The organism is Pelobium manganitolerans (assembly GCF_003609575.1).
GTDB classification, from domain to species: Bacteria; Bacteroidota; Bacteroidia; order Sphingobacteriales; family Sphingobacteriaceae; genus Pseudopedobacter; species Pseudopedobacter manganitolerans.
Genome location: NZ_MBTA01000026.1, coordinates 224,021 through 243,259, shown reverse-complemented (window position 1 = coordinate 243,259; position 19,239 = coordinate 224,021). Strand labels below are relative to the sequence as shown.

Annotated in this window: 16 protein-coding genes; 8 read left to right on the top strand and 8 right to left on the bottom strand. The window is 40.6% G+C overall.

What is annotated here, in order from left to right:
• The first annotated feature begins 95 nt into the window (after positions 1–95).
• A complete protein-coding gene (gene yiaK, locus BCY91_RS13030; protein WP_120182482.1) occupies positions 96–1,070 on the top strand; it encodes a 3-dehydro-L-gulonate 2-dehydrogenase in 975 nt (324 codons plus the stop codon).
• On the opposite strand, the gene BCY91_RS13025 is transcribed toward yiaK, so the two are convergent.
• On the bottom strand, positions 1,067–1,828 hold the full coding sequence (locus tag BCY91_RS13025) for a TIGR03915 family putative DNA repair protein (protein WP_120182481.1): 762 nt from the start codon (positions 1,826–1,828) through the stop codon (positions 1,067–1,069). The two genes, yiaK and BCY91_RS13025, sit on opposite strands and share 4 nt — an antisense overlap.
• Positions 1,828–3,090 (bottom strand): putative DNA modification/repair radical SAM protein, encoded by a 1,263-nt coding sequence (locus BCY91_RS13020; protein WP_120182480.1) that lies wholly within the window; start codon positions 3,088–3,090, stop codon positions 1,828–1,830. Before BCY91_RS13020 ends, BCY91_RS13025 begins: the two co-directional genes overlap by 1 nt.
• Positions 3,091–3,581: 491 nt before the next feature.
• Here BCY91_RS13020 and BCY91_RS13015 point away from each other — a divergent pair, with 491 nt between their 5' ends.
• The 4 genes from BCY91_RS13015 to BCY91_RS13000 all read left to right on the top strand — a co-directional run bounded on the left by BCY91_RS13015 (position 3,582) and on the right by BCY91_RS13000 (position 7,010).
• Positions 3,582–3,977, top strand: coding sequence for a response regulator (locus BCY91_RS13015; RefSeq protein ID WP_120182479.1), 396 nt, complete (start codon positions 3,582–3,584; stop codon positions 3,975–3,977).
• Positions 3,978–3,980: 3 nt separating this feature from the next.
• Positions 3,981–5,063, top strand: a complete 1,083-nt coding sequence (locus BCY91_RS13010; RefSeq protein WP_120182478.1) for a sugar transferase — start codon at positions 3,981–3,983, stop codon at positions 5,061–5,063.
• 22 nt (positions 5,064–5,085) lie between these two features.
• A complete protein-coding gene (locus tag BCY91_RS13005) occupies positions 5,086–6,078 on the top strand; it encodes a CobW family GTP-binding protein (RefSeq protein WP_120182477.1) in 993 nt (330 codons plus the stop codon).
• Positions 6,079–6,152: 74 nt separating this feature from the next.
• Positions 6,153–7,010 (top strand): N-acetylglucosamine kinase, encoded by an 858-nt coding sequence (locus BCY91_RS13000; protein ID WP_120182476.1) that lies wholly within the window; start codon positions 6,153–6,155, stop codon positions 7,008–7,010.
• 57 nt (positions 7,011–7,067) lie between these two features.
• On the opposite strand, the gene BCY91_RS12995 is transcribed toward BCY91_RS13000, so the two are convergent.
• Entirely contained in the window at positions 7,068–7,769 is a 702-nt protein-coding gene (locus BCY91_RS12995; protein ID WP_120182475.1) for a DUF4397 domain-containing protein, read from the bottom strand.
• Between the two features lie 297 nt (positions 7,770–8,066).
• Between BCY91_RS12995 and BCY91_RS12990 the strand changes: the two genes are divergently transcribed.
• Both BCY91_RS12990 and BCY91_RS12985 read left to right on the top strand, forming a co-directional pair.
• On the top strand, positions 8,067–10,334 hold the full coding sequence (locus tag BCY91_RS12990) for an aconitate hydratase (RefSeq protein ID WP_120182474.1): 2,268 nt from the start codon (positions 8,067–8,069) through the stop codon (positions 10,332–10,334).
• 524 nt (positions 10,335–10,858) lie between these two features.
• Positions 10,859–11,389, top strand: a complete 531-nt coding sequence (locus BCY91_RS12985) for a YceI family protein (RefSeq protein WP_120182473.1) — start codon at positions 10,859–10,861, stop codon at positions 11,387–11,389.
• Between the two features lie 45 nt (positions 11,390–11,434).
• On the opposite strand, the gene BCY91_RS12980 is transcribed toward BCY91_RS12985, so the two are convergent.
• From BCY91_RS12980 to BCY91_RS12960, 5 genes are all read right to left on the bottom strand, one after another.
• Entirely contained in the window at positions 11,435–12,439 is a 1,005-nt protein-coding gene (locus BCY91_RS12980) for a PorP/SprF family type IX secretion system membrane protein (protein ID WP_245989135.1), read from the bottom strand.
• Between the two features lie 37 nt (positions 12,440–12,476).
• Positions 12,477–16,004, bottom strand: coding sequence for a PKD domain-containing protein (locus BCY91_RS12975; RefSeq protein ID WP_120182471.1), 3,528 nt, complete (start codon positions 16,002–16,004; stop codon positions 12,477–12,479).
• A 54-nt stretch (positions 16,005–16,058) separates the two neighbouring features.
• A complete protein-coding gene (locus tag BCY91_RS12970; RefSeq protein WP_120182470.1) occupies positions 16,059–16,490 on the bottom strand; it encodes a DUF2147 domain-containing protein in 432 nt (143 codons plus the stop codon).
• Positions 16,491–16,681: 191 nt separating this feature from the next.
• A complete protein-coding gene (locus tag BCY91_RS12965) occupies positions 16,682–17,419 on the bottom strand; it encodes an anti-sigma factor (RefSeq protein ID WP_120182469.1) in 738 nt (245 codons plus the stop codon).
• Positions 17,412–17,990, bottom strand: a complete 579-nt coding sequence (locus BCY91_RS12960; protein WP_120182468.1) for an RNA polymerase sigma factor — start codon at positions 17,988–17,990, stop codon at positions 17,412–17,414. Before BCY91_RS12960 ends, BCY91_RS12965 begins: the two co-directional genes overlap by 8 nt.
• 265 nt (positions 17,991–18,255) lie before the next feature.
• On the opposite strand from BCY91_RS12960, the gene BCY91_RS12955 reads away from it, so the two are divergent.
• The gene (locus tag BCY91_RS12955; RefSeq protein WP_120182467.1) at positions 18,256–19,218 is read left to right on the top strand and encodes a hypothetical protein; all 963 of its coding nucleotides are present in this window, start codon (positions 18,256–18,258) and stop codon (positions 19,216–19,218) included.
• Positions 19,219–19,239: the final 21 nt, after the last annotated feature.

Genomic DNA, 19,239 nt, shown 5'->3' with positions numbered 1-19,239 from the left:
GCAATAGATAAAAATTGTGGACTTTCTCCACAAAATGCCCAATAAATAAACAATAGTTATATTTGCAATCCCGCATCTTACAAAATAAACATAGCATGTACGTTAGCTACCAAACCCTATTTGCCGAATTAAAACGCGTATTAATTAAGTATGGCTTTACCGATGCAAAGGCTGGTGCCTGCGCCGAAGTTTTTGCTAGTAACAGTTTAGACGGCGTTTATTCGCACGGATTAAACCGTTTTCCGGTCTTCGTAGATTATATAAAAGAAGGTTTTATAAATGTTGACGCCGAACCGAGTTTGGTTAAAAGTTTTGGAGTTATAGAGCAGTGGAACGGTAATTTAGGCCCGGGTGTGCTAAACGCAAAATTTTGCATGGATCGCGCAATTGCTTTAGCTAAACAAAACGGAATGGGTTGCGTAGCATTAAAAAACACCAATCATTGGATGCGTGGCGGCGCCTACGGATGGCAGGCGGCAGAAGCAAACTGTATCGGCATCAACTTTACCAATACCATAGGTATTATGCCGCCTTGGGGTTCGCCATTGCCCACTATTGGTAACAACCCTTTAATTATTGCTGTACCGCACAAAAACGGACACATTGTATTGGACATGGCTATGGCGCAATATTCTTACGGGAAATTGCAAGAGCACGAACTAAAAGGCGCCGAACTGGCTTTTGCCGGCGGTTACAATGAAAAAGGCGAACTTTCTAAAGATCCTGCTGCCATCCGTAAGTCCCGTCGGCCTTTGCCCGTGGGTATGTGGAAAGGCTCGGGCTTGGCTATTATGTTAGATTTATTAGCGAGTATTTTAAGCGGCGGGCAAACAACCGGCGCCATTACGGAAAGCGGAAAAGAAAAAAATGTTTCGCAGGTTTACATTTGTTTAGATATGGATTTATACCCCAACGCGCAACAAACTGCCGATGAAATTTTGGCTTATACCAAACAGGGTGCATCTGGAGTGCGGTATCCGGGAGAACAAACCTTAAAAACCCGCGAAGCAAATACCATCAACGGAATACCGGTTGACGAAAGCATGTGGGCAGCTTTAAAAAATCTTTAAAAGAAGTTTTTTTCGGTCAGGTATTTCCAATAGCGCTTAGGCACATGTTGTACATGTAAACGGCTGTTTTTTCTGCTCGCGATGCTGGTTTTATCAAAGTAAATACGCCACAGGTCGCTGTAAAACGCCTCGTCGCTGGCTAAATTGCTCAGCTTATCTAAAGATTGTTGGTGGTTTATGCTTACCAGTTCCACGCTTTGCAAATCGTAATATAAACCGTAGTGGCGTTTGCGGTCAAAAATCATCCATTTTTGATCTTGGTAACGCTGGCGGAAATGTTTTGCTATAATGGGCATTACGTTAAAATCCGGCTCTATTTCGGCAACAAAAACCGAATCGGCTATTAAGCGGAAACGAACAAAAGCTTCCATTCGGTGTTTTTCGCGGTTTACTTGCTTGTTGTAGCGCTCTAGTTTTAAAACAGAAAGGTTGGTCATATCTGCCAAAACTTTTTTCTGTGGATGCGCAATCGCGTAGCGTATCACATCCAAAATGGGTTTTTCGCAATGTTCTTCTTCGGTAAGCAGGCCATATACAATCATGCGCAAGCCGTTTTCGCCCAAAAGCATTTTAAGTTTATTAATTACCCGCTCAGCTTTTTTTGCATCGGTAATTACGCGGTGCAAACCGCCAAAAAGCGCCGGTTCTGGCAAACCCTCTTTTCTAATCCAAGGGTTTTCAAACTTATATTCGTACACTTCAAAAACGGCGGTAAAAAAACCATCTAAACTGTGGTCATATGTAAGAAGCGTAAGCATTAAAACAAACTTAATTGAGGTGAATAATGCGCCTGAAACTTGCTAACGCTTTGGCTTAAGATGATGCTCTTTATGTTTTGCTGATGCAGTACATTTTTGTTTAAAAAGGTTGAGGTACCAAAATCAATAAAATGCTTGGCGCGATTTACAGCTACACCCATCTTCTGTAAATGGCTGATGCTTAATTTGCCGAACTTGCGTCCCTCTATTATTTTCCAAGCAGATTTTAAACCCACCCCCGGAATTCTGAGTATAGCTTCTAAATCTGCTGTTTGCAGATTTAGAGGGAAAAAATCAAGATTACGTAGCGCCCAAGCTAGCTTCGGATCCATATCCAGTGCTAAAAATGGTTGTTTGCCCTCCAAAATTTCATCGGCTTTAAAGCCATAAAAGCGCATAAGCCAATCGGCTTGATACAAACGATTTTCTCTTAATAAAGGCACTTGCGATTGCAAAGAAGGTAAGCGAGCATCTTGCGCCACAGGAATATATGCCGAGTAGTACACCCTTTTCATGCTGTAGCTTTTATAAAAAAAGTCGGCGGTTTGTATCAGCTGTAAGTCCGTTTCTGGCGTAGCGCCAATAATCATTTGTGTACTTTGCCCTGCGGGTGCATAGCTGGGTAGGTGTTTAAATTTTTTGCGCTCGTCTTGGTAAAGCGCAATTTCGTTTTTTACGGCGGCCATTGGTTGTAACATTTGCTGGCGATCTTTTTCTGGTGCAAGCAATTTTAAACCCTCGGTAGTTGGTAATTCCAAGTTGATGCTTAGCCTATCAGCATATAAGCCAGCTTCTTTCATCAACTCATCAGACGCGCCCGGAATGCTTTTTAGATGAATGTAACCGTTGAAATTCTCTTCCACCCGAAGCTTTTTAGCCACCGTAACCAAGCGCTCCATGGTGGTGTCGGCATCTTTAAAAATACCCGAGCTTAAAAACAAACCCTCTATATAATTGCGGCGGTAAAAATTAATGGTAAGGTCCACCACTTCCTGCACAGTAAAGGCGGCGCGTTTGATATCATTGCTGCGCCGGGTAACGCAATACGCACAATCGTAGATACACACGTTGGTGAGCAAGATTTTCAAAAGAGAGATACAGCGCCCATCTGTGGTGTACGAGTGGCAAATACCCATTCCGCTAGAATCGCCCAAACCTTTCCCTTTATTTTTTCGCTTGCTTCCGCTGGATGAGCAGGATACATCGTACTTTGCCGCATCGGCCAAAATGGACAGTTTTTCTTTTACGCGATCAAAATTCATTGCTCAAAAATACTAATATTTTTAGTATTTTTAAAAGAGTCTCGAACGCATTTTTAGCAATATTCTATTATCAAACAACACTTTTAAAGAAAACTAAATTCATTGCAGGCCAGTTATTGGCTCGGCTTTAACTAAAAAAAAATGGGGAATTTATTGCATCTCTAAGGAAACTATTCCCCAATGTTTGATGCAAAATCTCTTAGCCGATTTTTTCTTTAAATTTTTTTTAAATAAAAATCGCGAGCTACACAAGCAATATGGTAACCGAAAAATCGAAAAACTTTGAAGTTACAAAAGCTACATACTACGCAGAAACACCTTTAAATAGCCGTGAGCATTGTTTTGCCGGTAATGTAGCGTCAACAAAATTTAGAAAACCATAAAAAGGTTTAAACCGTAAATTTTCAAAAACTCTCCGTACTTTTGGAAACCATTTTTTCAAGCAGTTCGGCATTGTTTCTGATTATCCCGAACTATATTGACTAAGGTTTATGTTATCACTAGAAAAAAATAAAGAGACTGTAAAGAAAAGGATTCTGCTGGTAGATGACGAGGTTGCCATTTTGAAATTGCTGGAATTCATTCTTAAAAAGGACTACGAACTAATTATAAAAAACAACGGGTTCGATGCACTCACTTGGTTAGATAGCGGCAACATTCCAGATTTGATTATTTCTGACATGGAGATGCCTTATTTTGACGGTGCCGATTTTGTTAAATCTTTAAAAGTAAGCGGTTATTTTAGAGATGTACCTGTAATTGTACTTTCGGGGTCCGATTCATTAGAGAATATCAAAAGTAAAATTCCTTACCCTATTCATGGTTTGATGTCTAAACCTTTTAATCCGTCAATTTTAAAGGATAAAATAAAAATTATACTAAATTAGCGGATGCAATTTTCGAATGTTAGCGTGGACGACCGCTCCAAATCCGCTTCCTCCGTTAATATTCTTTACCATGGAACGCAATTCCAAGAGGGCATAAATCAGCTTTTTCGAGATTCTGAATTTTACGTTAAGCAATTTCATTTGCTCGCAGACCTAAAAAAGGTAACGCAACGTTTATCTTTTGATGATTTGAATACCATCATTTTAACGGAAGTTGATCCAGAAAAATCAGATGATACTTTGAACTTTATTGCTTCGCTAAAAAGCAATTTCATCAGCAAAAACTTTATCACAGTATTTTTGCTTACCCAGCCTAATGCTTCTGTAACAAAAAAAGCGATGGAGCTTGGCGTTAGCGATTGCTATGCCCCTCCTATCCCATTTGATGATTTAATAGAGCGTTTAAAATTCCTCAACTTTTACAAACTTTTACGCTCGCAGGTAAGCCAACTTTCGCAAGTTCCTACTGCCGAGTATAAAATGCCGTTTAGCAAAAGGCTGCTCGACGTAACGCTTGCCAGCTTGGCGCTCATCTTTTTGTCGCCCTTGTTTTTACTGGTAGCCATCTTTATTAAACTGGATTCGCGAGGGCCAGTTTTTTACACCAGCAAACGCGTAGGCACCGGATACAAAATCTTTGATTTTTACAAGTTTAGATCCATGCGCGTGGGTGCCGATGCCGAAATTGCAAGCCTATCGCACAAAAACCAGTATGGCGATTCGGCTTTTTTTAAGATCGAAAACGATCCTAGGATAACTAAGCTAGGCGCATTTTTACGAAACAGCAGTATTGATGAGCTTCCGCAGCTTTTAAATGTGCTTAAAGGCGATATGTCTTTAGTAGGCAACCGTCCTTTGCCCTTATACGAAGCAGAGCAACTAACCACCAATGAATGGTCCATGCGTTTTTTGGGTCCGGCAGGTTTAACCGGCCTTTGGCAAATTAGTAAGCGCGGAAAAAAAGAAATGTCTGACCATGAGCGTAAAAAACTCGATAACTTTTATGCTAAAAACTACTCTTTTTGGCTGGATTTAAAGATTATCTTTAAAACCATTCCGGCTTTGGTTCAAAGAGAAAAGGTATAAACCTTTAAATTTCATTTTTGTGATGAACGCAGTACCCGTTACCATACTTACCGGCTTTTTAGGCGCCGGAAAAACAACTTTTTTAAATTACCTAATTAAAAAGCATCCGAACACCAAGTTTGCCATTATCGAAAACGAATTTGGCGAAATAAATATTGATAGCGAACTGGTGGTAAAAACCGATGAAAACATTTTTGAGCTATCAAACGGCTGCATCTGTTGCTCTATAAACGGAGATTTGTTTAATTTGCTAAATAAATTGGTAACCGGTAGGTATAAATACGACCATTTAATTATCGAAACAACGGGCATCGCAGATCCATCTGCCGTAGCGGGCACTTTTTTAACAGATTACAACATCCAAACGGCTTTTAAATTAGACGGCACCATCTGTTTAATTGATGCCGAAAATGTTTTAGAAGTTATCGCAAATGAAGAAGAAGCCGCAAAACAAGTTTTGTTTGCAGATTACATCATATTTAATAAGTGTGCAGATGTGGACCAGGCTACGCTAAACAAAGTTGCAGAGACTATCAGCAAAATAAATCCTTTAGCAGAAAGCGAGTTCACCAACTATGCGGAAAGCAAGAAAGCAGAAATTTTATCACTAAAAGCTTACGACAAAGAAAAACCTCGCCTGCAGCTTGGCTTAGGTGCAAAATCGGCACAAAATATATTTGGGATTGGCCAAGAGCAAAGTTTTCACAATATTGTGTCGCAAAGTTTTGTGTTTGATCAAAGTTTTGATCTTTTAAAGTTGAGGCATTATTTTACGGTGATGTTGGCTATACAAGGTGCGTGGTTTTACCGCATTAAGGGCATCATCAATGTGGAGGGCATCAGCAGGCGTTTAATTATCCAATCTGTTAAAGGTGCGCCGGTTTTTACAGAAGGTGCCGCTTGGCGCGATGATGAGACCCGCCAAACCAAGTTAGTTTTTATTGGCAAAGAGTTAAAAAGAGATATTTTAGAGCGTGGCATTAAACAATGTTTTTATAAGCCCGCCAATCTATAAACAACACAACTTAGTGTAGTTTGTACAATAAGTAAAAATTACTAATTTTATAGCGCTAACAAACCAATAAAATAATGATACTAATTGCAGACGGGGGTTCTACAAAAACCAGTTGGACATTGATCCAAGATGATGGAAAAAAAATCATGTTCCATACCGAAGGTTATAATCCGTATTTCTCTGATACAGATTACATCTACGATTCGTTAAAAAAGAATACGCCGTCTGATTTGCCGGCCGACCAAATTAAGGAAGTGCATTATTACGGCGCAGGCGTACATAATGAAGAAAAAGCGGAAATTGTAGCTAAGGCCATGCGTAACTTTTTTCCAAACGCCAAAATTGCCGTAGACCATGATTTGATGGCTGCCGCCCGCGCACTGTTGGGTAACAAAAGAGGCTTCGCCGCCATTTTAGGCACCGGGACCAATACTTGTATTTACGATGGTGAAGGGATAGAGATGAGCATTGACTCTTTAGCTTATATTTTGGGCGATGAAGGAAGCGGTTGCTATATTGGCAAAAAGCTGCTTGCCGACTATATTAGGGGTTACATGCCTAAAGCCGTGAGAGATTCTTTTTGGGAAACTTTTAAACTTACGCCCGATGATATTTTAGAAGCGGTTTATACCAAACCATTGCCCAACCGTTTTTGCGCCAGCTTTAGCAAATTTGTGTATGATATCACAGCAAACCTCGAGTACTCTAGAAACCTAGTTAAAAGTTCTTTTGAAGATTTCTTTAAAAACTTGGTAAGCCACTATCCTAATTATAAAGATTATGAATTTAACTGCATTGGCTCTGTAGCTTATAATTTCCGCAATATTTTAGAAGAAGTTGCTACAGAATACGGCATGAAGATGGGCAAAATATTACGTTCACCAATTGATGATTTAGTGAATTTTCACCAAGAAAATTACGCTGCTAAATAATTAAATAAACAAAAAATGCCGACTATTAAGCCGGCATTTTTTGTTTGAAAAACTTTGTTATCGGTTTTCCTGAATTTTTAAGCCTAATTTTAAGCTGTCTGTTGTACTGCCGTTATAGTAGCCTTTTGCCCAAACGGTGTAATTTTTATTACTTTCGATCATTATCGCATTTTGGCTGGCGCTGTTACCGCCACCCGCTTCTGTAGCTACACTAAAGTTGTATTTTTTACCTCCTGGTATCTCTACAAAGTCTGTATAACCTTTATAAGCAACATTGGTGAATAAAGTTGAATCTACACCGTAATTCAACTTTAAAGCAGGTGCGTTAATACTCAAATTCATGAACCTTACGCGCGCTTTTCCGGCTGTTGGTTCTTTTATAGAATCTGTGGTAACCAAAAACTGGGTGTTTGGTGCTTCGCCAACTACGTACAACGAGTAGATTTTATTAGGCTGTGCTACCAAAGTTCCGGTTCTTAAACTATCGGTAGTACCATCTTTAAAAATGCCGATACGGCGCGTACCCGAGTAAAGTGCTTGATAAGATAAACGGTCGCCAAAACTGAAGTATTCGTTGTTTACCAACTGATTATCAATCACAAAATCAAATTTTTCAACGTTTGGAGAAGCATTGGTAACCGATAACCACGAATAATTAGGCGCCACATAATCATCGTTGTTCTTTAAACAAGACGACATAGTGAACACTACAAGCAACATCACAAAGCCCGCAATGCCTCTTTGTTTTAAACTTTTCATAATTTTTAAAATTTTAATTTTTGAAATTTTTTCTTTCTATATCCCTAACGTAAAAACTCTGCCAAGCGCTACAATCGGCCAATCATTTTTATTTTTTTGTAATTACTTCGCAAAGAACTAACCATCTAGCAAACCAACCACCTAGCAAACTAAGACCTAACAAACCAACCACCTAACAATGACTCCGTACTAATATAGAATGCTTCCAAATAAGGTGGCTTACATTAAAATAACATAGGTAAGCGCAAATTTTCATAAATTAGCAAGCAATTTTTAAAAGCATAATCATTTCAGAAAATGGCATTTGATATCGACATGATCGAAAAGGTATATGCCAACTTTGCCAGTCGTGTGGAAGCGGCGCGCAAAGTGGTAAATAAACCTTTAACCCTTACAGAAAAAATATTATACGCTCACCTGTGGGACGGTGAGGCAACCGAAGCTTACGAAAGAGGAAGTTCTTACGTTGATTTTGCGCCAGACCGCGTAGCCATGCAAGATGCTACGGCCCAAATGGCTTTGTTGCAGTTTATGCAAGCAGGCCGCCCAAAGGTTGCTGTACCATCTACGGCACATTGCGATCACCTGATCCAAGCTAAAGTAGGCGCAGAAGAAGATTTAAGCAGGGCAAACTCTGAAAGCAAAGAAGTTTTTGATTTCTTAGGTTCTGTTTCTAATAAATATGGCATCGGTTTTTGGAAACCAGGTGCAGGAATTATCCACCAGGTAGTTTTAGAAAATTACGCTTTCCCGGGCGGTATGATGATTGGTACCGACTCGCACACGGTGAATGCCGGCGGTTTAGGAATGTTAGCCATTGGCGTTGGCGGTGCAGATGCCTGCGACGTAATGGCCGGTTTGCCTTGGGAGCTAAAATTCCCGAAACTTATTGGCGTAAAATTAACCGGTAAACTGAACGGGTGGACGGCTCCAAAAGACGTTATCCTTAAAGTTGCGGGTATATTAACCGTAAAAGGCGGTACCGGTGCTATTGTTGAATATTTTGGCGAAGGCGCAACTTCAATGTCTTGTACCGGTAAAGGAACCATTTGTAACATGGGTGCCGAAATTGGCGCAACCACCTCTACTTTCGGTTACGATGAATCTATGGAGCGCTATTTACGCGCAACCAACCGTAACCAAGTTGCTGATGGCGCCAACAAAATTAAAGCGCACTTAACTGCAGACCCTGAGGTTTACGCAAATCCAGAAAAATATTTTGATCAAGTAATTGAAATTAACCTTTCTGAGCTTGAGCCGCACTTAAACGGTCCGTTTACACCAGATTTGGCTACGCCGGTTTCTAAAATGAAAGAAGAAGCCGTTAAAAATGATTGGCCTTTACGTGTGGAGTGGGGTTTAATTGGTTCTTGTACCAACTCCTCTTACGAAGATTTATCAAGAGCAGCTTCAATTGCCCGTCAGGCCATTGATAAAAAATTGGTCACCAAATCATCTTTCGGTATTAATCCGGGATCAGAGCAGGTGCGTTATACTGCGGATAGAGACGGTTTATTAAAAACTTTTGAAGATTTGGACGCTACTATTTTCACCAATGCTTGCGGTCCGTGTATTGGTATGTGGGACCGTGTAGGTGCCGAGCGCCAAGAAAGAAACACCATTGTACACTCCTTTAACAGAAACTTTGCGAAAAGGGCCGATGGAAACCCAAATACCTGCGCATTTGTAGCGTCGCCAGAAATGGTTGCCGCTATTGCAATCTCAGGCCGTTTAGATTTTAACCCAATTACCGATACATTAACCAATGCTGATGGGCAGGAGGTTAAATTAGACGCGCCACACGGCGATGAGTTGCCAACAAAAGGCTTCGCTGTGGAAGATGCAGGTTACCAAGCACCGGCGGCAGATGGCTCTAACGTTGAGGTAATTGTATCCCCAACTTCGCACCGTTTGCAGTTGCTAGAACCGTTTAAAGAATGGGAAGGCACAGATTTAACCGGTTTAAAACTGTTAATCAAAGCCAAAGGAAAATGTACAACGGACCATATTTCTATGGCCGGTCCTTGGTTGAAATTCCGCGGACACCTCGACAATATCTCTAACAATATGTTGATTGGCGCGGTTAACTATTTCAACGAAAAAACCGACAGCGTAAAAAATCAGCTGACTGGCGAATACGGACCTGTTCCGGCAACGCAAAGAGAATACAAAGCCGCCGGAATTGGCACTTTGGTAGTAGGCGATGAAAATTACGGTGAAGGTTCTTCAAGAGAGCACGCCGCCATGGAACCACGCCATTTAGGTGTACGTGCGGTATTGGTAAAATCTTTTGCCCGTATTCACGAAACTAACCTCAAAAAGCAAGGTATGTTGGCATTAACTTTCAGCAATCCAGCAGATTACGATAAAATACAGGAAGACGATACCATCGATATTATTGGTTTAACTACATTTACGCCAAACCAAGCTTTGGAAATTGTATTGCACCATGCCGATGGAAGCAAAGACCAGTTTAAAGTGAACCACACTTACAACGCTCAACAAATTGAGTGGTTTAAAGCAGGTGCGGCACTTAACATTATCCGTAAAAACATCTCTGCATAACGTTTAGTAGAACTAATTTACAAACCTCGCTGATTTTATTTCGGCGAGGTTTTTTATTTTACAGCGCGCTGCCTGCTTTCTACGCAACACTCTTCTATTAACCTCAATTCGATTAATAATTTCAAAAATTATAACTAGGAACGAGCTTTAGCCCGTTTTACACGACAATTTATAAATGGCTTTAGCCAAAAATGAGATCAGAAAGTTTCGGCTAAAGCCATATTCATAATAATCTTATCCATCGGGCAAAAGCCCGATGCAATTGAATCTGCTTTAAAGATCTAATAATTGATGATTTGATTTAAAATAATAATCGAACTCAGGTTATTACTAATTTCAGCCTTCGCTACCTCACGCTCCCAACGGATGTTCGGTTCCTATCCCTTTCAGACGCAAAATACACCAGACAAGCGCCCGCGATGATTATAATAAAATTCATCTCAATGTAAATTCACAAAAATAAATTACATGTTCAAACATCTAACTGTATATTTGACCAATAAATCATTAACAAACAAAAGGACATGGAAAATACAAAATGGATATTAGATCCAACTCACTCAGAAATTCAGTTTAAGGTAAAGCACCTGGTAATTTCTACCGTAACCGGCACTTTTAAATCTTTTGAAGCCAGTTTAACTACGCCAACTGAGGATTTTATTAATGCTGAAGTACAGTTTTCAATTGATGTAAACAGCATTGACACCAACCAAGCTGATAGAGATGCACACTTAAAAAGTGCCGACTTTTTTGATGCAGAAAAATTCCCGGCCATCCAATTCAAATCTACTTCTTTTGAGAAAGATGGTGACGATTACAAGCTTAAAGGCGATATCACCATTAAAGACGTTACTAAACCCATTACTTTCAACGTGGAATTTGGTGGCACAGCCAATGATTTTTACGGAAACCATAAAGCAGGTTTCGAGCTAAGCGGAAAAATTAGCCGTAAAGAATTCGGTTTAACTTGGAACGCTGTAACCGAGGCTGGCGCTATTGTAGTGGCCGACGAAATTAAATTGAGCGGAAGCGTGCAGTTTATCAAGCAAGCATAAGAAAACCATAAAAAAGTCGCAGCTCGGCACAAGAGCTCCGACTTTTCAAAAGTTTTTAGGGCAGGTAACTTTATATCGGTTGTTCAGCATTAAACCCAGCACAATCTCGTGCGAAGCCTTCCCTGCTGTTTTTATGTCTGAGGTTACAAAATCATAGGCATAGCTGATGTTTAATAACGATCCTATGTTGAAACCTAACATCGCGCTCCACGAATCATCTTTGCGGTAGCTTGCGCCAAGCCAAGCTTTATCCCTAAAAGTGAATTTTGCAGAAAAATCTGTAGCGGGCGGTGCGGGTTTAACATATTTCAACATCACCGAGGGAATTACCGTAAAATTATCCCCTAACCAAACCCTGAAACCGGCCGTAGCAAAAAAATGAGGAACAGTTTTCCCTTTGGAACTGCCGCTTTCGCTAAAGGCGATTTCTTGAGGCAAAAGCTGCTGCACAGAAACACCGGCAAAATACGCTGCCGCGTATAACCATACACCCGCATTTAGTTCGGGTTTAATGCTGCTTATTTTTCCTTTCTCTGCAATAGCGGGGTCGCCACCAACCTCTGTTTTAATCTTGCTGGCATCCGGCGTAAACTGGCTAGCGCCAGCGCCAATTCCCACCGCTAAATTCAGTTTTGGCGCCAAACCTAAATGATAAGCATAAGTTAAATTTACGGTATTAGTACCCAATGCGCCTGCTTCATCTTTCACTAAACTTAAGCCTACGCCGTGGTGCGGACTAGATGCGGTATAATCGCTTCGGTAACTTTTGCCTAGTGGATTGTCACCTACCATCCCGCCTGATGTTGGATCTGCCCAATCAGAGGTGTTACCAATAGGCATGTGAACAGTTAAATAACTTGTTTTTGGCGCACCCTCTATCCCAACCCATTGTCTTCTGGTGGCCGCCTTTACGTCGATATAGCCCTCTATACCGCTTAAAGCTGGGTTTGTAATGTAGTTGTTTAAAATGTATTGGCTGTACTGTGGTTTCTGTTGTGCATAGGCCGCTTGTATTGTAAAAAACATCAATAGCCAAACGTAATATGTCAATTTTCTTTTTGTTATTGTTACAACGGTACCCAGCATCCTAACGCACTAACAATAATGAACCGCTGTATTTTAACTCGTTATTTTTGGCTGTAATTACGTAATAGTACGTCCCTTCGGGCAAATCTTGAGCATCCAGTTTGCCATCCCAAGCTTTGTATTTTGTAGACACAAAAACTTCTTTTCCGTAACGGTTGTAAATTTTAATGGTACAATCGGGGTAGCTATCCAAATATTTGATGTTCCACACATCGTTTATCCCATCGCCGTTAGGTGTAAAGGTGTTGGGGATTTCTGGAAATTGCAGCACTTTTACAAACACATCTTTTTTAGTTACGCAACCTTCTTCGCTGATAACAGTTAAGGTATAAGTTATATCTTTTTTAGGGCTAGCCGTTGGGCTTAAGCTATTGTAATTGCTTAAATCTGTTACAGGGGACCACTCAAACTTTACATCTTTTCCGCTTGCTGTACCATCTAAGGAAACGCTGCCTCCCAACAATATCACTTTATCTGCTCCAGCATCTGCCTTTGGCGTTTCAAAAACTTCGATGTTACTTATTTTACTTGAGGAACAACCTTTATCGGTTATAAAGGTATAAGTTATAGGATGCACTCCTACACCAGCAATAGCCGGTGAAAATAAGCCATTTTCATCAACGCCGTCTCCGCTATATTTCCCTAGGCCTTTTAAACCTTTTAATTCTCTGGCTTCCGTTAACAAGAAGGGTTCAATATCTGCACATACACTTTTAACGGTATCAAACAGGATTATTGGCGAGGGGTACAGCGTTATAGATTGTTGACTTGTGCTAACACAAGACTGTCCGGAATAGGCGCGCATAAGCACATTTAACGTTTTGGGATTGTCCAAATTTGCGTAGTTATAGCGGTGCGGGTAAGTTTTTGGTTGGTTTTGCCTTTCTAATCGGCTGGCCGGCATTTCATCTATTTCCACTACGGTTGGCTGTGAGTTATCAAAAACCCATTCGATTTTTGTTATTTCGCCGAAATCTACGGTCGCTAAATCCTCAAAAATTACAGGTTCATCGCTACATAAGTTGTTTGCGTTTTGCACGCTAAATGCGGCTTTTGGGGTACTACCGTTTACGGTAAAGCTTTTGGTGAGCGTTGTGGCGCAACCGTTAGCGCTGGTAGCCGTAAGCGAGACATTATAAAGGGCAGCTGTGTTATAGCTATGTTTGCCGTCTGTTTGCGATGACAGATTGTTTGCTGGTGTTGCGTAAACATCTCCAAAATCCCACTTATAGCTTAATGCTGATTGATCTGGTGCCGATGATTTATTAGTAAAAATAGCCGTAGCATCGTTTAAGCAAATATCCGGTAACTCAAAATCGACCTGAGGTTTGGCAAAAACCTTAATCTGTTTACTGATGCTATTTTCGCAACCCAAATCGGTAACGGTTTTTAAGGTAACGATATAAGTTTTTGCAACAGCAAAAGTATGAGAAGGGTTTTTAAGGTTAGAAGTATTTGAGGTAGAAGTGCTGTCGCCGAAATCCCAAAACCATTTAACAATTGTTCCTAAGGTAGTTTCGTCGGCAAATTGTATAGGTTCTTGCTCGCAGGTGATGTTTTGAGCAGAAAAATCGGTTTTTGGAAGAGGCACCACTTCCAGCTGTTTCTCTTTAAAATCGGACCAGCAACCGTCCTCAGATTTTACAGAAAGCCTGATAGATTTTATTCCTGTGCTGTTAAAATTGTAATTTAAAGAAACGCTGTCTGCATTTACTTCACCATTTAAATCCCATAAATAAGCGGTTAAACGTTCACCGGAAGCAACTATAGGGCTTAAACTGGCTGGGTTTCCGACACATACTTTTTGAGGTGCATTAAAATTTGCTAAAGGCTGATTATAAACATTAAAATCCAATAAAAACTCGTCGGCACTGCCACAAGCGTCTGCAGATGGTTTTGTAGCAAGCACCTTATAACTATAACTTTTTGCTTGTTGATATTTTAGGTTCGGTATCAAAACGTAGCTATAAGCATCCTGCCCGTTTTCGGTGATTTTAGTTGGATTGGCAGGCAAACTCACATATCTAAATCCTTGCCCGTCGCCTGTATCCAACTGGATATCCTGTGCCAGATAGGGCAATTTTAACGTAATATCGTAAGCGGTATTTACGCAGCCACTTTGAACAATTACCGTATCCTTTCCGCTAACAACAGGTAAAATTCCGAAAGCAGTGAGGTTCGCCCCGGCTGCGTAGCCGTAAGATTCGTTTCCGCCAAAACCGTAAGCAACCGCATTGAAGCCCACATCAGACGAAAGATTATGAGTGCCTTCGGCGACATTTAGTTGCGCATAAGCGTAGCCCGAGTTAGGTATATTAAAAAATTGGGAAGACACAGATTGTCCGTCTAATTTAAAGGTGGTGACTCCCTCTTGTTTAATTACCACGTTTATAAAATGCTTTAATATTTTGAAACGACCGGTAGAATACATGGTTATGCTTTTTAAGGTCTGCTCTATCGGGTTAAGATAAATCATTTCGGGGTCTCCCAGATCGTTTGCTCCGTTGCTGCAATTCATTTTTTTGTTTTGAGAAACCGTGTATTGTGCCACTTGAATGGGTTTATCGGAATTTATTTGATCTATACCGGTGGAGGCGAAATCATAATAAAAATTGTTTACAAAATTTGATGCTGAAATAGGAACTCCGTTTAGCGTTACCTGTGCAGTAGGATCGGCCTTCACAATCCGGTAGATAGAAAAATCCCGCTCTTTTAGCGGAACAGTCACAAATGCCTTTCCCCAGCTGGACACCGGATAGGCCTGTTGAAAAAGATTATCTGCTGTACCTGGCGCCCCAGGTAACGAGAAATTAAGACAAGCAATAGATATTTTACTGCTTCCAGAAAAAACTGCAATTTTTTTGCACATGCCGTTGCTAGAGACCGATGTGATTTTTGAGCCCGTTAAATCCACTCCGGAAGAGTTGTTGCCAATATTTGTTGTGGTTCCTAAAACATTATAAACTTGTCCTTTTTGTAGGCTTACCGTGTAAGTTGTGCCGGCTTTCCATCCGTCCCGCGTGTCGCCAGAAGGAGTGATTTCCACTTTTGTATCATCCTCAACGGCTACTACAAAAAACCAAGAAACCGCGTCATTAGCATTAGAGTATTGCTTGTAATTGATAGAATAATACTCTTTTCCTAAAGCATTAACGGGCAACACCAAAGTAGCCCCCGATACAGAGCTGGCGTAAATGTGGGCATAAACAATGACTGGTTTTTGCGAAGTAATGTGGATACCGTTTAAAGACAGTCCTTCGTTATCGAGATGCGCTGCTGTAGGGATATCTACGGCCACCAAACCATTGGCCGGTACTTGTACCGTTTGGCTAAAGCCCAAATTGCTAATGCTAACGGTTGCGCTGGTATTTACATCAGAAGTGATGTAAACAACCATTTGTCCGGTTTCGATATGTTTACCGTAGCCTAACCAAAAATCTGTGCCTTTATTAGACGCACCTTGACCGTTTGCATGTTTAGATGCGAACAGGAAAATGCACAGAACAAAAACAACAAAAAATCTTGGCATAAAAGGCAAAGCGCCTGTAAGACTTTACAAACGGTAAAAAGTTTAATGAGCTGGCTATTTTACACGCGTCCAAACATCGGTACGGCCAATTAAAGAAATACCAATGTAGCCTCTAACGTTCAGCGCATCTTTGCTTTTTAAGCTCATTTTACAGCTGTAAGTTTTGCCCGACTTTGGGTCGTAAATGGTTCCGTCTTCCCATGTGCCATCGTTGTAGGTAAAACCCCTCAACAGCTCCAGCCCAAGCAACGCGCGCCCTCGTAAGTTCGCATCCGGATTATTAATGTCGGTTTTTGCCTTTCCGTTTTCGTTATTAGGATTCTTAAGCCACACCAGTTTACCGTTGTAGCGATTCCCGCTTTTGTATATCTGGATGTGAGCGTCTCCGTCTTTATTTAACCATTTGCCAACAATGGCATCGGCAGACTGGGCAAAAGAAGCCATGCTTGTAAAAAGCACAATGGCCAAAAAAATTAATTTTTTCATGTTTACTAGCAATTAGGTGTGTAAAATGGCTTACCTAAAATAAGCTTATTTTGGATATAAACGCAGGTTGAGGCAATAAATTTTCGGGAGCCGGATTGTTGCCAGTTCTTTTAGCAAAAAAACTGACCGAAACTTATATTTAAAATCGGTTCCAGTTTTCAAAAAAGATGCGTAATCGGCTAGTTAAGCGTTCAATTCAGCTTTTTTAAAAGTTCCTGTGCTTTATTATAATTGCTGGCGCTTGATGGGATTTTGTGCAGCCATTCTTTACAAGCGCTTTCGTTTTTCTCTTTCAGGTAGCTTAATGCCACGTAAAATGTAGCATCGTATTTTAACAGAGAATAGCCCAAAGCCACTTTACTAAGGTTGATGCGCCCAATTTTAACTTCGTTAGTTTCTACCTGGCTTATGCCTAAATAATACCTTAAAACATCGTTCTGTTGATCATTGTTTAATAAAGGCATCAAGATTTCTTTGGCTTTTTTAAAATCGCCAGAATTAAAAGCATCGGTAGCTTTTTGTAGTTCGCTACGGTCATTTGCGCCACGTTCTGCAAAAGAAACCATCTGCGTATTGGAATATTGCTGGTACAAATTTTTGTTCCACGGCGCCCAAACTAATAAGCCAACTACTAAAATTGCGGCAACATACCACAACTTGTTCCACGGCAAACTGCGCATTTTCGCAGATGCGCGCTCCTGTTTGTTGAAGTACTGCTTGTTTAGGGATGCCAGATGGTTTTTAAACTGCGCATCTGCCCTGTTATCTGCAACGTGGCTTTGTAAAGTAGCTTTGATATTTCGGTATAAGGCCACTTCTTTTTGCAATTCTTGATTATGAAGCAATTGGGCTTCAAAAGTATTGCGCTCGGCGCTGTCCATTTCGCCGTCCACGTAATTTACGATGTCTTTTTCCGAAAACTTATCCATTGCTTTTGTTCTCCTCCATTTTTATCATTTGGATTAAAGACGCTAAACATTCTGATTTCTTTTTACGAAGGTAGCCGTAGCTTACACCCAATTGCGCTGCAATTTTCTCTTGATGTTCGTCTGAAAGTGCCAGCTTTATAATCTCGCGGCAGCGTTCGGATAATTTATCAAACATCTTGAGGTACAGTGCCGACTGGCGCTCTTCTTCTTCTAATTCATCAGCCTGACTGAAAACATCCTCACCGATATTTAATAAACCGTCATCGTTTTTTGTTACCGGTATTACCGATTTTTTCTTGAGCTGGTTTAGCCACTTGCGCTTGCACAGCAATAAAAAGAACGGTTCAAAAGGGCAGGTTAATTTTAGCGATTTATACTTGGCTTGGTTATACAAATCAATCAAACATTCTTGAAAAATATCTCCGGCATCGTCCTCGTCTCCGCTGTTGTTGCAGATGTAACGTTTTACTTTGGCAGAAAACTTATCGTAAATCTGCTTGATAATCCGGCTGTCGTTGGCCAGCAGCCCATCTATATAAAACTGATCGCTATGTATTTTATTGGCTGCCATTGGTAGCGCTAATATAAAAATTTAAGTGTGCCTGCTGTTTTTAAAAATTTCTGAAAAAAATATAGAAGCAAGGGGTAACAATTTTTTAGCCCGCTTGATATAGCTACAGAAACAATAAAGAAAAGCATTATGAACACCGCAGAAAAAAGAATTATTCACCTACTGATTAACCTGATCATGGCATTAAGCCTTTTTTTATTGATCCAAATTTTATACTAACACAATTTACAAACCCGAGGCTCCGGCTTCCTAAAAACAGAAAAACATGAAAAAGTTAAATTTTGCAACAGCCCTTTTAGTAGCGGTAATAGGATTTACTGCTTGTAAAAAAGAAAGAACAAGGCCGGTATCAAGCGTGAAAAACGCCAAAGACTTTACCGAAAAACTAGGTTCGCCGAAACAAACCTTTAGCGTTAAAACCAGTGAACTGCCAAAAACCCTGAGTTTAGCTAACGGAACGCGAATTACCATACAGCCAAACTCATTTACGATGGACGGCCATGCAGTTACCGGCGATGTAACCATTGAGGCCTATGAAATGCTAACGCGCAGTGCCATTATTTTAAGCGGCACCAACACCAACCATATTTCTGGCAGTCCGCTTATTTCGCAGGGTTTTATTTTTGTTGATGCAAAAGTAGACGGTAAGAGTGTTGACCGCATGCTACAAAAGCCCCTAACAATTAAAATTCCGGCCAAAGGGCAGCCGTTTACCCAAATTTGGGAAGGTGTAGAAAACGTGGCGGATAACAATCAGTTTGCGTGGGCAGCGCCGGGCGATGCTGCCGGCCAAAACCAACAGCGCGATGTTAAAGCGGTAGAAGACGATTTTGTTTTTGATTTTGGTAAACTGGGCTGGGTAAACTGCGATATTTTTTACAATAGCAGTGCGCCAAAAACTACCGTGCGTGTTACCGTGTTAAACAACCCTGGCACAATGGCTACGTTTAGAGGGTTTAGCGGAGAAACTTTTGTGTTTTTCTGTGCGACAGGAGACAACGTGGTAGCGCAAATTTACACGCCAGACGGTGCCAACAAAGTAAAAAGCTACGATAACTCTATGCCTATCGGTTCTGTGGGTAAGCTGATTGCTTTTTCTATCAAAGACGGCAAATACTACTTTGCCAAAAAAGATATAACCATTACCGCAGATATGAATGAAAGCTTAAGCTTAACAGAAAGTACAGAAGCAACCGTACAAGCAGAAATAACTGCTTTAGATTTATAAGAACAAACCTTTGATTAACCT

Bases quoted from the DNA above. Each gene is read 5' to 3' on its own strand.
- yiaK (WP_120182482.1), top strand. From the start codon at position 96: ATGTACGTTAGCTACCAAACCCTATTTGCCGAATTAAAACGCGTATTA.
- BCY91_RS13025 (WP_120182481.1), bottom strand. From the start codon at position 1,828: ATGCTTACGCTTCTTACATATGACCACAGTTTAGATGGTTTTTTTACC.
- BCY91_RS13020 (WP_120182480.1), bottom strand. From the start codon at position 3,090: ATGAATTTTGATCGCGTAAAAGAAAAACTGTCCATTTTGGCCGATGCG.
- BCY91_RS13015 (WP_120182479.1), top strand. From the start codon at position 3,582: ATGTTATCACTAGAAAAAAATAAAGAGACTGTAAAGAAAAGGATTCTG.
- BCY91_RS13010 (WP_120182478.1), top strand. From the start codon at position 3,981: ATGCAATTTTCGAATGTTAGCGTGGACGACCGCTCCAAATCCGCTTCC.
- BCY91_RS13005 (WP_120182477.1), top strand. From the start codon at position 5,086: ATGAACGCAGTACCCGTTACCATACTTACCGGCTTTTTAGGCGCCGGA.
- BCY91_RS13000 (WP_120182476.1), top strand. From the start codon at position 6,153: ATGATACTAATTGCAGACGGGGGTTCTACAAAAACCAGTTGGACATTG.
- BCY91_RS12995 (WP_120182475.1), bottom strand. From the start codon at position 7,769: ATGAAAAGTTTAAAACAAAGAGGCATTGCGGGCTTTGTGATGTTGCTT.
- BCY91_RS12990 (WP_120182474.1), top strand. From the start codon at position 8,067: ATGGCATTTGATATCGACATGATCGAAAAGGTATATGCCAACTTTGCC.
- BCY91_RS12985 (WP_120182473.1), top strand. From the start codon at position 10,859: ATGGAAAATACAAAATGGATATTAGATCCAACTCACTCAGAAATTCAG.
- BCY91_RS12975 (WP_120182471.1), bottom strand. From the start codon at position 16,004: ATGCCAAGATTTTTTGTTGTTTTTGTTCTGTGCATTTTCCTGTTCGCA.
- BCY91_RS12970 (WP_120182470.1), bottom strand. From the start codon at position 16,490: ATGAAAAAATTAATTTTTTTGGCCATTGTGCTTTTTACAAGCATGGCT.
- BCY91_RS12965 (WP_120182469.1), bottom strand. From the start codon at position 17,419: ATGGATAAGTTTTCGGAAAAAGACATCGTAAATTACGTGGACGGCGAA.
- BCY91_RS12960 (WP_120182468.1), bottom strand. From the start codon at position 17,990: ATGGCAGCCAATAAAATACATAGCGATCAGTTTTATATAGATGGGCTG.
- BCY91_RS12955 (WP_120182467.1), top strand. From the start codon at position 18,256: ATGAAAAAGTTAAATTTTGCAACAGCCCTTTTAGTAGCGGTAATAGGA.